This is a genomic window from Candidatus Flexifilum breve (genome assembly GCF_016713355.1).
In genome coordinates this window covers 68,493-81,465 of record NZ_JADJPI010000041.1, presented here as the reverse complement: position 1 = coordinate 81,465, position 12,973 = coordinate 68,493, and the positions used below count along the sequence as shown (strand labels likewise).

Here is a 12,973-nt window from a genome sequence, read left to right as displayed (position 1 = left end):
TGCCCTCATTATGGCGCAAGTTGTGGGATTACGCGCCAAATCATAAACAGGCTGAGCGGGATGAACAAGGCTGCGATCAGCGGGGTGAGCCACGCCAGCGCGGAACGGTCACCGATCAACCACGCCAGTACACGCCGCCACCCGTCCACGCCGAGCGCGGCGAACAACGCCAGCGGGATCAGCGCAGGGTACAGATAGCGCCCCTGAAACTGCACAAATTCGGTGTTGTAGTACAGGTATTGCAGCACGGCGAGGATGGTCGCCAAGGCGAGGAGCGCCCACGAGAGAAACGAAGGACTGAGGACTGAGGACTGAGGACTGAGAACAGACTGAGGTTTCCGCTCAGCTTGAGTGGAGGATGAAGTCTTTTCACTCAGTCCTTTCACCTCAGTCCTCAGTCCTAGATAGGCAACGATCCAGCCGACCACCACCACGCCGAGGAACGCCAGCACGATCCAGTACGCCCATGTCGGCATGAACAAGCCCATCCAGCCGAACTGCCCGAAGAAACTGGTGAACGTCGTGTCGACGGCGCGGCGCAGATATTCGCTGAAGCCGACCTGCGCAATCAATTCGGCGGTGCGGAGCTGGCCGACCACCACCTGATCATGCCGCCGCAGGCCGAACACATCGGGGAAGCCGTACACGCCGACGTTGCGCAGCCACCACAGCCCGCCGAGGATCAGCGCGGGGACGGCGAACAGCGCGAGGCGGCGAATCAACTCACTGAAGCGGCGGTCGGGGGTGAACCACCAGTGCAGCAGCACGAACAGCGGCACCAGCCCGGCGAGAAAGATCGTATTCACTTTGGTGAGCAGCCCCACGCCGACCGCGACACCGAGCGCCCACACCGGCACACGCGCGCCCTGTAGATAGCGAATGAGCAGATAGAGCGTCAAGCCGACGATCAAACCCGCCAGCGCGTCATTGTTGACCGAGGCCATGATCGCGAGGTTTTGCGGGATGAAACCGGCGAGCAGCGCGGCGGCCAGCGCCAGCGCGCGCCGATCGGGCAGCAGTGCCAAGGTGATCGCATAGGCGCACGCGACGATCCCCGCGCTGATCAATACGGAGAGCAGGCGCAGCGCGATCAGGCTGCCGTCGGTGAGGCGATAGACGAGGCCGCTCAGCAGGTAGTAGAGCGGCGGCTGATGATCCTCATACTGAATGGTCGGCAAGCGGTCGAGCAGGTCGGGCGCAAAGCGTTCCGCCTTGAGCGTGTCGAGATAGGCCGAGTCCCAGTCGCCCATTTCAATGACCGGACAGCAGCCGTTCGCCGCCACCTGCGCGGCGTAGTTGTAATGCGCGGGTTCGTCAGGCGCTTGCCACGCGGGCGTACGCACCGCGTACAGCGCCCCGACAATGACGTAGACGATCAGAAGCACAAACAAAGGGATGTGTTTGGTCATGGGTGCGGCAGTCCGTTAGGCAGCAAGCGGACACGCTTGTGCGTGTCCGGCGTCATGTGTAGGGACGCCCAACGGGGCGTCCGCCATAGGGTGATTGTCCACCGCTCAGCCTGCGGGCGTCGGGGTGAACGTCGGGCGCAGTGTACGCGTGGGGCGGAGCGTCGCGGTCGGCGTCCCGGTACTGGTCGGCGGGAGGGTGGCGGGCAGCACAGCCGTCGGCACGATCAACTCGCGGAACAGGTCACGCGTGTTGAAGGTCACCGCGCAGCGAAACGCGCTCAACTGCCCCCAACCGGGAACGCCGCCGCTCAAGACGACGCGCAGCCACGCGCCGCTCGGGTCCTGCGCGTTGACCGTGACGAACCCGCCGTCGGGGATCGTGCCGATCACCTGCGCGGAAGTGCTCGGCCCATCGTAGAGTGTGACGCCGCCCGCGGCGGTCGTGCACTGCGGGTCGATCACGTCGAGCGCGACAGTTTGCTCTAAGGGCGTCGTGCTGCCCGCGCCTTCGGCAATCAGCGTGACGGTGAGCGGGTCAGCAGTGGTGATGATGCCCGTCAGCGACAGCTCGTCAGACGCGCTGAAGGCCGTATCAATCGATTCGGTGGTGCTGAAGCCCTCTAAGCCGACAATCCGCACGCTCGACGCTTGCGGCACATCCCAGCGCAGCGTGATCGTCTGGTTGACGTAGCGCACGAGCGGATTCGGGCTGTAGGCAAAGCTGAGCAGCCGCAGCGGCACAAAGATTTCGACCGTGCGCGTCTCCTGCACCTGCTGATCGCCGTTCATGGCGATCAGGCCAAACGTGACGGGGCCGGGCGTGAACGGTGTGGTGTCGATCTGAATGTTGTTCTCGTCAGTGTCGGTCTGCATAACCTGCGCGCCGTTCAGCGTGATGGCGACCGAGTCGGCGTCCAGCACCATCCACGACAGGGTGAGCGGATCGCCCTGCGCAACGCGCTCGGCGCTCACGTCAAACTGCGTGATGCTCGGCGTGGCGGTAGAGGGCCGCAGCAGAACCAGCAGGCCGATCAGGAAGATGCCGATCACGGCGACGCCGAGGCCGCCGAACGCGAACACCGACCACGCGGGCAGCGGCGGCTTCTCATCGACATAAGCGCGCGCCGAGACGAGAAAACCGGAGGCGTCGCCGGAACGCGCGAGCAAATCAAAGCTGTGCTGGCGAGCGTCACCGAAGAGGCGGGTGCTTTTCGGGCGCGCGTCGCCCTGCACCACCACGCGCTGACCGGGTGCGAGTTCGACGCGGTTAGGCACGAGCTTAATGAGCAAATGACTGTTGCTCAGGTCACGCCCGCTGATCGTCAGCGGCAGCGGGGCGCTCCCCTGATTGTGGAGAAACAGGCGAAAGCGGTCACCCGATTTGAGGCGGCTCTTGTCCAACGCCATCCCGAAACCGCTGTACGGCAGCACCAACAGATTGACGCTCCCGCGCAGCACAAGATCGGGCTGGCTTTTGCGGCGCACGGCGATCTGCACGGTGTAATCGCCGGGGCGGCTGTCGCTGCGCCGCAGCGGCTTGAAGCTCAGGGTGATCTCGGCGCTCTTGCCCGCCGAGATCTCCACTTCGGTTTTGTCGATGCGCAGCCATTCGCGCGGCAGCCCGGTCACTTCGATGGCGAAGCGTTCCGTTTTCTCGCCCTCATTGGTGATGCTGACGCGGGTGGAGATGTGCGCCCCCGGCGCGACCGTCTGATAGGAATCCGCGATTTCGATGTAAAACTCGGCATCGGGTAGGTCGACGCGCTGCGTGGTCTCTTCGGGCACTTCAATGGGGCGCGTGGGGCTGTCGTCGAGCGTCGCGAAGATCATGCGCAGGTCACCGATCATGATCTCTTCGCCGCCGCTGAGTTCGGTCGCGGTGTTGCTTTCGAGACGACTGCCGTCGATGAACGTGCCGTTCTCCGACTCCATGTCGGCGATGTACACGACGCTGTTCTTCAGCGTGATATTGACGTGATAGCGCGAGCGTTTCGTCGTCGATGGGGATCGTGCTGGTATTTGAGCGTCCGATGGTCGTGTTCGGATCGGTGAGCAGGTATGTCTTGAACAGCCCATCCGGGAAGAACACGTCCAGCCGTCCGTATGCTGCCATATATCACCGCTCCTACCGCTTGCAAACGCTGTGTGTATTCTAGCGCGATGGGGAAAATCTGGCAAAAGCGGTGGGTAAGCGGTGCGTAAAGAAGAGCGCCCCCACCCTGCCTGTTCCGCAAGCCATCCCTATCTAGGGGAGGCGGACGCGCAACGGCGCGTCCGCCTCCCCCACCCTCACCTGAATTCGGGACAGGCAGCCTCACCCCCGGCCCCTCTCCTAGAGGAGAGGTGAGAACAGCGCATCTGCAAAAAGGGTTGCTGTCTAGACCGCGGTGAACCCCTCTGCCGTGAGCAGCGGGTTGAGCTGATCGAGCAGGTGCTGGGCGGCGGCAGTGGTCGCCGGGTCGCCCGTGCCGCCGAGCCGCAGCACCGCTTCGATATCCGTGCGCATCTGCTCCGGTCGCAGCGGGCAGAGCGTCTCCGCAAAGCTGATCAGGCGCTTTTCGCCGGGGTTGGGCTGGCGGTTGAGCGCAAACAGAATGTCGAAATAACTGGCAAGCAGCGCCGCGATCCGGTGATTCACGCTCACGAGATCGCCGCGCTTGACCGCCTTCTCGATCTGCTGCATATACGAGAACATGGTGCGCCGGGCGACGAGTGTATTCTTCTCGATGATGGCGCGCCGCAGCGCTTCCGGGTATGGCTGCTTGGCTTTGGCCTGAATGCCCGCGAACCACCCGTCGCGATCAAACAGCGGGAGGGCAATTTTGATGTTGTACCAGACCGAGGTGGTATAGCCGAGCCAGCCGACCGGCTCATCAAAGATGCGCGCCATCTCGCCTTCCGTCCACGAGACCCAGCGGAACAGCACATCCAGCGGATAGCCGGTCTCGGCGTTCACGTAGTTGTCGGTCGTCTCGAACAACTGCAGGTCGAATTCGGCGTCGGGGTTATACGGCTGCGCGGCGATCATGCGCTGATCGAGCGGGATGGCGCGCTCCACATAGACATACATGTCGATATCTGATCCGGGTTCGGCGGCCTGCGAGGCGGTCGAACCGCTGACAGCCACAGCCCGCACGAGCGGGATTTCCGCGTAGCGCGCCGCGATCTGCCGCGCGAGTTCCAGTTTGGTCAAGGTCATTTTGGCTTCATCCCGGCGCGGTTGCGCGCTTCTTGCAGCAGCAGGCTCGCATAAATGAACTGGTTGATCGGCGTAGGCACGCCCGTCTCCCGCCCCATCCGCACGACCGCGCCCGTCTGCGCTTCGAGTTCGGAGGGCAGCCCATTGATCAGGTCGCGGTGCAGCGAGGTGGTCGCCGTGGCGGGGAACGTATCAATGAAGGCCAGCGTCCGGTCAGCGGCATCGTCACGCAGGCGGACGCCGCGCGCCCGTGCCACCGCCGCCATTTCGACCAGCACCCCGTAGAGCATGTGGCGCGTCTCGGCACACGCGCGGAATTCGCCAACGGTCGAGCGCGTCACCGTCCCGACACCACTCAACGCGGTCACGAGCAGGAATTTCTCCCACAGCGAGGCTTCGATGTCGGTCGAATGTTCGGCGTTGATGCCCGCTTCGGTGAGCAGTCGCAGAAGCTGATCCGTTGGTGCGGAACGCCCGCCGTCGATCTGCCCATAGATGATGGTCGGCGGCACACCGACATGGCGCACCGTCGTCAGGTCGGTCATCTCGAAGAAGCCGCGCACAATGCCGCCGAGCGTCCGACGCGCGCCGACCATGCCCGCGACTTCGTGCGGCGCATCGACGCCGTTTTGCAGCGTGAGAAAGCGCGTGTGTTCGCTCGTCAGCGCGCTGAAGGTCTGCGCCGCTGCTGCGACCTGCCACGTTTTCACGCCCAGAAACACATAATCGACCGCATCCACATCCGCGAGCGTGTCGGTTGCGTGGACATGCGGGATCGATGTCGGCTCGTCGCCATGCACCAGCGTGATCCCCTGCTCCCGCAAAGCGCGCAGCCGCTCCCCGCGCGCGATAAAAGTGACGTCATGTCCCGCCAGCAGCAGCCGCGCACCGAAATAGCAACCGACCGCGCCGCTGCCCACCATCACAAACTTCATCAGGTCTTCGACTCCTTTGCTGCCGCGTTCGCGCTCCGCGAACACGCCGCCTGATGCGTGTGATTGTACCCGGGCCCCCGGGGCGGCGGGCCCGGGGGCGCGGCCAGGCCCCGCGGGGGGGCCCTGCTAGTCTACCGATTATGCTCCTGATAGATGCGCACGGCCTCGCCCATGTACTCCAGCAGATCGCGGTCGAACAGGCGAAATTCCGGCGGGATGCTCTCGAAGTTGGCGTACATCGCCTTGAGCGACTTTTCGACCTCCGGGTCGCCCTGCGTGAACGCGCGCACCAGTTCAACCTGCCGGGCGGCGAGCGCCTGCACCTGCGGATGATCCGGCGGCAAATGCCGCGCCGCTTTGTAATCCTCAGTCAGCTGCAGCCAACCGCTCGTCCCCGCTTCGACTTCGGCGGGCGTGGCCTGCGCGAACCGGGCGCGCTGCTCATCGGTATAGTAGCGCCGCGACCATTCCTGCTTGTAGTCGGCATTCAGCGCCGTCACGATGACGGCGATCTCGTGCCAGTCGATCTGGTTGGTTGCGTCGAGGTGCGCGATAGTCAAGTCCAGCCCCTTAAGCGCCTTCTGCAGGCGTTCGATTTCCGCATGGATTGCCTCACGCTGAATGGCGAACGAGCGCCGTAGATCGTAGTGCGGGTCTTCGAGCAGGTCGCGGATCTCGTTGAGCGAAAAACCGAGCGCTTTGAGCGTGAGAATTTGCTGCAAACGCAGCAGATCAGTTTGGTGATACTGGCGTGTACTGCCGCGCCGCGCCGGACGCAGCAACCCGGATTGATCGTAGTAGCGCAGCGTGCGCACCGTCACGCCCGCGAGGTCGGCGAATTCGCCGACGTGATAAGTCGTTCTCTGCATGGTGCAGCCCTCCCCAAGCCCCTGATTGCATTCAGAGTCTACAGGGTTACGTTACGTCAGGGGCAAGCCCCAGTTCCGCATATAATCAAGCAATCGTGCCGGTTTGAACATGAGATGGGATAGAAAGCGGTGTGTCATGCAAGATGAAACTGCAAAACCCGTAGTCGTCCGCAGCCAACTGGGCGCCGATTTGCGGCGGTTGGGGCTGCGGGCGGGCGATACCGTGCTCCTGCATGTCTCAGTGAAATCGATCGGTTGGATGGTCGGCGGACCACAAGTCGTACTCAAGGCGATCTTTGATGTCTTGACCGCTGAAGGCACGTTGATGATGCTGGCGAGTTGGGAGGGCAACCCGTATGAGCTTGACGAGTGGAGCGATGAGGAACAGCAGCGGTGGTTGGACGAGTGTCCACCCTTTGACCCGGAGACTAGTCCTGCCGATCACCGCGAACTGAGCATCCTCGCCGAATATCTGCGCACATGGGAAGGAGCACAACGCAGCACGCACCCACTCGCTTCGTTTGTTGCGGTTGGTCATAAAGCGACCTGGTTGACCGAAGTGCATCCCCGGCACTATGGCTTCGGGGTCGATTCACCGCTGGGGCGACTGTGTGCGGCGGATGGACGCGTTCTGGTGCTGGGCGCGCCGCTCTCTAACCTAACGCTGGTGCACCACGCTGAGCAGCTTGTCGAGCTGCCGTCTAAGCAGCTTGATCAATATCAGATGCCCATACTCCAAGCTGGCAAGACAGTGTGGGTCGACGTTGAGGAATTTGATACGACCGATGGGATTGCCGATTTTGGCGTGGAAGACTATTTCTTAGAAATCGGGCGCGCTTTCGCGGCGACGGCGAATGCCCGCAAGGGCACCGTGGGCGAGGCACAGGCCTATCTGTTTCCCGCCGACGGCTTGAAGAGCTTCGCGATCGAGTGGATGCAGCAGCATTACCGGGGACCACTCCCCGATGAGGATTAGTCAGGCCCGGCCATCGGCGAGCGACACGGGAGATCCGAGCCGGGGTATAATTTAGGCATTACTCAGGAGACTCCTCTCATGCGTTTGAACCTGCCCATCCTCGACCAACTCCAGTCCTCCCAAAACATTCTCATCGCGGGCGCCGGCGGCGGCTTTGATGTCTTCGCCGGGCTGCCGATCTACTTCACCCTGCGCGAGCAGGGCAAAACCGTGCATCTGGCCAACTTCAGCTTCGCCGATCTCGAGCTCACCAGTTATATGAGCAAAACGGAGAAAATCATCCCCAATCTGTTGATCGGGGCGCAGGGCGAGGTCGAAGTGCCGCTGACTTACTGTCCCGAGCCGTACCTCGCGCAGTGGTTCCGCGACGTGCACGGCGAAGCGGTGACGATCTGGATGTTCGCGAATACGGGCGCGCTCCCGCTGATCGACGCGTATAAGACATTGGTCGAACATCTCGCCATCGACGCGATTTTGCTGGTGGATGGCGGCGTGGATTCGATCATGCGCGGCGATGAGTCAGGCGCGGGCACGATTGTCGAGGATACGCTCTCGCTGATCGCGGTTGAACCGCTGGATGTGCCCGTCAAGATTCTGGCATGCATCGGTTTCGGCACCGAAGTCGAAGAGGCGGTGTGCCATTACAGTGCGCTCGAAAACATGGCGGCGCTTTTCAAAGCGGACGCGTTTTACGGCTCGTGCGCGCTGGTCAAGCAGATGCCCGCTTTTCAGCAGTTCGAGGCGGCCTGTCGCTATGTGTGGGAACAGCCCAAGCACACCGCCAGCCACATCAGCACGCGGATCATCCCCGCGGTGCACGGCGAATTCGGCAACTATCAGATGTACCCGCAGCACCGCAACCTCGTGCCGATCCTCGTCTCACCGCTGATGGCGCAGTACTGGTTCTTCGACGCGAACAAAGTGATCGCGCGCAATCTGCTGCGTAACCGCCTACTCACAACGCACAACAAGCAGGAAGCCATGCACTTGGCGGCGCACTTCATCGCCAGCACACCGTCGCGTGCGCGCCGGTCGCTGCCGTACTAGGAACGTCCAAGCCTCACCCCAAGAACCTGACGGTTCTTTGCCCCTCTCCCAAGGGAGAGGGGCGGTTGAGCGACGCGAACCGGGTTGAGGCTGAAATTTACAGCAGTCACAAGTTGCCAATCCACCTTAAAAATTGCATCCCCGAAAACGGATAGAGCCGCATCAGCGAATCCTGTACCATAGGCGTATCTTGAAAAGCTGACCCCACCCCCGACCCCTCCCCGAATTCAGGGAGGGGAGACAACAGGGTTCGCAGCAGAGTGCCTACGAGCGGGGGAGGTACACGAAGAGGAGTGGCACATGCACACTGATACGCAGTGGGAACAATTGGCGAGCCGCGATCACGCGGCGGACGGCGAATTCGTGTACGCGGTGGCGACGACGGGCATTTACTGCCGCCCCTCGTGCAAGTCGCGCCTGCCCAAACGCGAAAACGTCGTCTTCTTCACGCTGCCCGCGCAGGCCGAGGACGCCGGGTTTCGCCCATGTAAACGCTGCCATCCGCGGCAAGCCCGCATCACCGACCCGCGCTTGAGTCTCGTGCAGGCCGTGTGCGACCACATCCGCGCGCACATCGATCAACCGGAGGCGCTGACGCTCAAGGCGCTCGGCGAGCACTTCGGCTATGAGGCCGGACATCTCGGCGAAATGTTCAAAGCGACGCTCGGCATCACCCCGCACCAGTACGCCCAAATGGGAAGGATGGATCACTTGAAGACCAGTCTGAAGAACGGCACGACGATCACCGAGGCGATTTACGAAGCGGGCTTCGGCTCGCCCAGCCGCGTGTACAGCGACGGTCTGATCGGCATGACGCCGGGAGCGTATCGCGACGGTGCGCCCGACACGACGATTCGCTACACAGTGGCGACCTGCTACCTCGGCGCGCTGCTCATCGGCTTGACCGAGCGCGGGGTATGCGCCATCGGCATCTACGACGATGAACGCGCGGCGGAATCTGCGCTGACGGGCGAATTCCCCGCTGCGCACCTGCTCCGCGACGACGAAGCGCTGCAAGCGACGGTGAACGCCATTCTCGACACGGTCGAGGGCACGCGCCCCGCGCCGGATCTGCCGCTGGATATTCAGGCGACCGCGTTTCAATGGCGCGTGTGGGACGAACTACGGCGCATCCCCCGCGGGGAAACGCGCACCTATTCCGAGATCGCCGCGGCGCTGGGCAATCCCAAAGCGGTACGGGCGGTCGCGTCGGCGTGTGGCAGCAATCACGCGGCGATCCTCATCCCGTGCCACCGCGTGATCGGCAAGGATGGCAAGCTCACCGGGTATAAGTGGGGCGTCGAGCGCAAGCGTCTGCTGCTGGAACGGGAAGCGAAACAGGGATAAAACGCTTCAGATAATTGGTAGCATGTTCGTAGGGACGCCCAACGGGGCGTCCGTTTCATTTATTCAGACCCACCGGACGCGCCGTTGCGCGGCCCTACTTGTTGGCTCGTCGTAACAGAACCACCCTGAATTGACATATACTGACGTAAAGTGATACCGCAAGGAGATCGTCACGTATGACCACTCTGATCCGCTGTGCCTGGAGCGGCGCTGACCCGCTCTACGTTAAATATCACGATGAAGAATGGGGCGTGCCGCTCAAGGGCGATGATTCAGCTTTGTTTGAGCGCATCTGCCTGGAAGGGGCACAGGCGGGCTTGAGCTGGATCACGATTTTGCGCAAGCGCGAGAACTACCGCGCCGCCTTCGACGGCTTCGACCCGGCGGTCGTGGCGCGCTACGACGAGGCGAAAGTCGCGGAACTGCTGGCGAACCCCGGCATTGTGCGCAACCGTCTGAAGATCGCCTCGACGATCAACAATGCCCAGAAATTCCTCGAGGTGCAGCGCGAATTCGGCTCGTTCTCCGACTATCTGTGGGGCTATGTCGACGGCCAACCAATCCACAATCACTGGCAGTCGCTCAGCGAGATCCCCGCTGAAACCGACCTGTCGAAGCGCATCAGCAAGGATTTGCTCAAGCGCGGCTTTAAGTTCGTCGGCTCAACGATTTGCTACGCCATGATGCAGGCCACCGGGTTAGTCAATGATCACACCGTTGACTGTTTTCGCCATGCCGAAATCGCCCAAATGGGTTAAATCTTACAAAACAATAGCTGTCGACAATCATAAACATGGGTTAAATCTCACAAAAGAATAGTTACACTTGTGGTGGTTACTGACGTATTTCGCGTTACAATCCGCAGCATAATTAAACAGACATTAACGTTCGGAATACGGTATGGTCTTTAAGCGCCTGCTTAGTCGAACACTCGATGTGTTCCCCCCCTTTCTTGCCCTCCTCGCCGGGCTGCTGGTTGCATCCCTCCTCTTGATCGCGCTCAACGCCAATCCTATCGAAGCCTTCCAATCCCTATGGAATGGCGCGTTCGGCAAAGAAAATTCGACGGCTGAAACGCTCGTCAAGGCGATTCCCATGCTGTTCGTCGCCATCGGCATTTGCGTGGCGTTTCGCGGCGGCGTGGTCAACATCGGCGGCTAAGGCCAGATGATCGCCGGGGCAGTGATGGGCGTGACGGTGGCGCTGGCGCTGGGCAATGCGAACGCGGCGGGCTGGGTGATCATTGCGCTCGCGCTGATCAGCGGGTTTGCGGCGGGGGCCGTCTACGCGGGCATCGCGGGTGTGCTCAAAGCCTATTTCAACGTCAACGAAATCCTCAGCACGATCATGCTCAACCAGATCGCCGTGCAGTTGATGAACTACCTGCTCAACGGCGTGCTGCTCGACCCGAGCGAAGCGGGGATGAACCACATTCCCAAGACGGCGCGCATCGTCGAATGGGCGGAACTGCCACGCCTGTCATTCACGCTGAGCGACGGCGTCGAACTCTTTGGGCGCACGCGCCTGCACTGGGGCTTGATCCTCGCGCTGCTGCTCGCCGTGCTGATCTACGTGCTGCTCTGGCGCACGACCATCGGCTACCGGATTCGCGCGGTCGGCGCGAATGAGCGCGCGGCGCGTTACGCCGGCATCAGCGACAAGCGCCAGATGGTGCTGGCGATGCTGCTGGCGGGCGGGTGCGCCGGGCTGGCGGGCGTCGTGCAGGTGCTCGGCCTCCAATATCGGTTGCAAACGGATGGCTCGGCGGCGGGCTTCACCGCGGGCGCGGGCTTCAATGGGATCGTCGTGGCGTTGTTCGGCGGCTTGAATCCGCTCGGCGCGATCCCCGCCTCGGTCTTCTTCGGCGGGCTGCTGGTCGGCGCACAGAAAATGCAGCGCGACCTCGGCATCCCCGCCTCGATGATCACCTCGATCAACGGCTTGATCGTCGTGTTCGTCGTGAGCAGTCAAATCTTCGTGACGTGGCGCGCCAAACGCCGCGCGCTCAGCGCCACTGCCCCGGCCACCGCGACGCCCGTCGCCCAGTTGGAGACACAGCCATGATCAGCGACATTCTCACCGCGGGCGTTTTCGCCTCGATGATCCGCCTCGCCACGCCGTACCTGTTCGCCTCGATTGGCGAGATGTTCGGGCAGCGCAGCGGCGTGTTCAATCTCGGCGTGGATGGCATCATGCTGATGGGCGCGTTCTTCTCGTTCTATGCCGTGCTGTCCACGGGCAGCCTGCTGCTCGGCGTGCTCGTCGCCATCATCGTCGGGGCAATCCTCGGTCTGGCGATGGCGTTTGTCAGCGTGACCCTCAAAGCGGAACAGGGCATCAGCGGTATTGGTTTATACCTGTTCGGCCTCGGCATGAGCGAACTGCTGTTTCAGAAGTGGGTCGGCACGCCACAGTCGGTGGACGGTTTCCCGCGCATTCACTTCCCCGTCCTGTCCGACATTCCAGTGATCGGGGAAATCTTTTTCAATCACAATCTCCTCGTGTACGTGGCGTTCGCGCTCGTGCCGATTTCAGCATACATTCTGAACAAGACGAGCTTCGGCCTGTCGATTCGCGCGGTGGGGCAAAACCCGCAGGCGGCGGATGCGATGGGCGTCAACGTGCGGCGCGTCCGCTATACGACCGTGACGATTGGCGGCATTCTGGCGAGCATGGCCGGTGCGTCCCTGTCGATTGCGCTGCTTGACGTGTTCCAGCAGAACATCACGGGTGGCCTCGGCTTCATCGCCGTGGCGCTGGTGTACTTCGGGCGCTGGCGACCCTACGGCGTGCTGGTGGGCGCGCTGCTGTTCAGCTTCGTCAACGCCCTCCAGTTGCAGGTGAGCGCCATCGGCATCGAAATCCCGACCGAGTTCGCGGTCATGGCGCCGTATGTGATCACGATCATCGCGCTGGTGTTTGCGTCGCGGCAGACGGAAAAGCCCGACGCGCTCAACAAGCCGTTCGAACGCGGCGAGTCGTAATCAGGACTGAGAAAATGAAGGACTGAGGACTGAGAAATCGATAGGGACAACCTTTTGCACATCCACTACGCCGGATGCCAAGATAATTTCCCTACGATCTCGTTTTTACTCAGTCCTCAGTCCTCGCACCTCAGTCCTGCATTGATAGTGGGATCAGCGGGGAGACATCCCCGTTCCAGTGCTCAGAGCATTTGCAGCCTAGGGAGT

13 protein-coding genes are annotated in these 12,973 nt (G+C 62.1%); 7 read left to right on the top strand and 6 right to left on the bottom strand.

Translation table 11 applies throughout. The annotated features are described in order from the left end of the window. Nucleotides 1-8 precede the first annotated feature (8 nt). The 6 genes from IPK17_RS38395 to IPK17_RS38370 all read right to left on the bottom strand — a co-directional run bounded on the left by IPK17_RS38395 (nt 9) and on the right by IPK17_RS38370 (nt 6,412). On the bottom strand, nt 9-1,409 hold the full coding sequence (locus IPK17_RS38395; RefSeq protein ID WP_343423040.1) for a DUF2142 domain-containing protein: 1,401 nt from the start codon (nt 1,407-1,409) through the stop codon (nt 9-11). 105 nt (nt 1,410-1,514) lie between these two features. Next, nucleotides 1,515-3,356, bottom strand: a complete 1,842-nt coding sequence (locus IPK17_RS38390; protein WP_343423039.1) for an FHA domain-containing protein — start codon at nt 3,354-3,356, stop codon at nt 1,515-1,517. Beyond that, complete coding sequence (locus IPK17_RS38385) at nt 3,247-3,522, bottom strand: FHA domain-containing protein (RefSeq protein WP_343423038.1); 276 nt, start codon at nt 3,520-3,522, stop codon at nt 3,247-3,249. Before IPK17_RS38385 ends, IPK17_RS38390 begins: the two co-directional genes overlap by 110 nt. Nucleotides 3,523-3,786: 264 nt before the next feature. Continuing rightward, entirely contained in the window at nt 3,787-4,608 is an 822-nt protein-coding gene (locus IPK17_RS38380) for a DUF4037 domain-containing protein (protein WP_343423037.1), read from the bottom strand. Beyond that, on the bottom strand, nt 4,605-5,588 hold the full coding sequence (locus tag IPK17_RS38375; RefSeq protein ID WP_343423036.1) for a 2-dehydropantoate 2-reductase: 984 nt from the start codon (nt 5,586-5,588) through the stop codon (nt 4,605-4,607). The genes IPK17_RS38380 and IPK17_RS38375 overlap by 4 nt, the downstream gene beginning before the upstream one ends. 86 nt (nt 5,589-5,674) lie before the next feature. Next, the gene (locus tag IPK17_RS38370; protein ID WP_343423035.1) at nt 5,675-6,412 is read right to left on the bottom strand and encodes a MerR family transcriptional regulator; all 738 of its coding nucleotides are present in this window, start codon (nt 6,410-6,412) and stop codon (nt 5,675-5,677) included. A gap of 136 nt (nt 6,413-6,548) precedes the next feature. Here IPK17_RS38370 and aac(3) point away from each other — a divergent pair, with 136 nt between their 5' ends. From aac(3) to IPK17_RS38335, 7 genes are all read left to right on the top strand, one after another. Beyond that, complete coding sequence (gene aac(3), locus IPK17_RS38365; protein WP_343423034.1) at nt 6,549-7,388, top strand: aminoglycoside 3-N-acetyltransferase; 840 nt, start codon at nt 6,549-6,551, stop codon at nt 7,386-7,388. 78 nt (nt 7,389-7,466) lie between these two features. Next, complete coding sequence (locus IPK17_RS38360) at nt 7,467-8,435, top strand: DUF1152 domain-containing protein (protein ID WP_343423033.1); 969 nt, start codon at nt 7,467-7,469, stop codon at nt 8,433-8,435. A 300-nt stretch (nt 8,436-8,735) separates the two neighbouring features. Beyond that, entirely contained in the window at nt 8,736-9,782 is a 1,047-nt protein-coding gene (gene ada / locus IPK17_RS38355; protein ID WP_343423032.1) for a bifunctional DNA-binding transcriptional regulator/O6-methylguanine-DNA methyltransferase Ada, read from the top strand. A 176-nt stretch (nt 9,783-9,958) separates the two neighbouring features. Continuing rightward, on the top strand, nt 9,959-10,540 hold the full coding sequence (locus IPK17_RS38350; RefSeq protein ID WP_343423031.1) for a DNA-3-methyladenine glycosylase I: 582 nt from the start codon (nt 9,959-9,961) through the stop codon (nt 10,538-10,540). Nucleotides 10,541-10,682: 142 nt separating this feature from the next. Continuing rightward, entirely contained in the window at nt 10,683-10,943 is a 261-nt protein-coding gene (locus tag IPK17_RS38345) for a hypothetical protein (protein WP_343423030.1), read from the top strand. A gap of 6 nt (nt 10,944-10,949) precedes the next feature. Next, entirely contained in the window at nt 10,950-11,846 is an 897-nt protein-coding gene (locus tag IPK17_RS38340; RefSeq protein ID WP_343423029.1) for an ABC transporter permease, read from the top strand. Then, nucleotides 11,843-12,766: an ABC transporter permease gene (locus tag IPK17_RS38335; protein WP_343423028.1), complete on the top strand. Its 924-nt coding sequence runs from the start codon at nt 11,843-11,845 to the stop codon at nt 12,764-12,766. Before IPK17_RS38340 ends, IPK17_RS38335 begins: the two co-directional genes overlap by 4 nt. Nucleotides 12,767-12,973 lie beyond the last annotated feature (207 nt).

Bases quoted from the DNA above. Each gene is read 5' to 3' on its own strand.
- IPK17_RS38395 (WP_343423040.1), bottom strand. From the start codon at position 1,409: ATGACCAAACACATCCCTTTGTTTGTGCTTCTGATCGTCTACGTCATT.
- IPK17_RS38385 (WP_343423038.1), bottom strand. From the start codon at position 3,522: ATGGCAGCATACGGACGGCTGGACGTGTTCTTCCCGGATGGGCTGTTC.
- IPK17_RS38380 (WP_343423037.1), bottom strand. From the start codon at position 4,608: ATGACCTTGACCAAACTGGAACTCGCGCGGCAGATCGCGGCGCGCTAC.
- IPK17_RS38370 (WP_343423035.1), bottom strand. From the start codon at position 6,412: ATGCAGAGAACGACTTATCACGTCGGCGAATTCGCCGACCTCGCGGGC.
- IPK17_RS38360 (WP_343423033.1), top strand. From the start codon at position 7,467: ATGCGTTTGAACCTGCCCATCCTCGACCAACTCCAGTCCTCCCAAAAC.
- ada (WP_343423032.1), top strand. From the start codon at position 8,736: ATGCACACTGATACGCAGTGGGAACAATTGGCGAGCCGCGATCACGCG.
- IPK17_RS38350 (WP_343423031.1), top strand. From the start codon at position 9,959: ATGACCACTCTGATCCGCTGTGCCTGGAGCGGCGCTGACCCGCTCTAC.
- IPK17_RS38345 (WP_343423030.1), top strand. From the start codon at position 10,683: ATGGTCTTTAAGCGCCTGCTTAGTCGAACACTCGATGTGTTCCCCCCC.
- IPK17_RS38340 (WP_343423029.1), top strand. From the start codon at position 10,950: ATGATCGCCGGGGCAGTGATGGGCGTGACGGTGGCGCTGGCGCTGGGC.
- IPK17_RS38335 (WP_343423028.1), top strand. From the start codon at position 11,843: ATGATCAGCGACATTCTCACCGCGGGCGTTTTCGCCTCGATGATCCGC.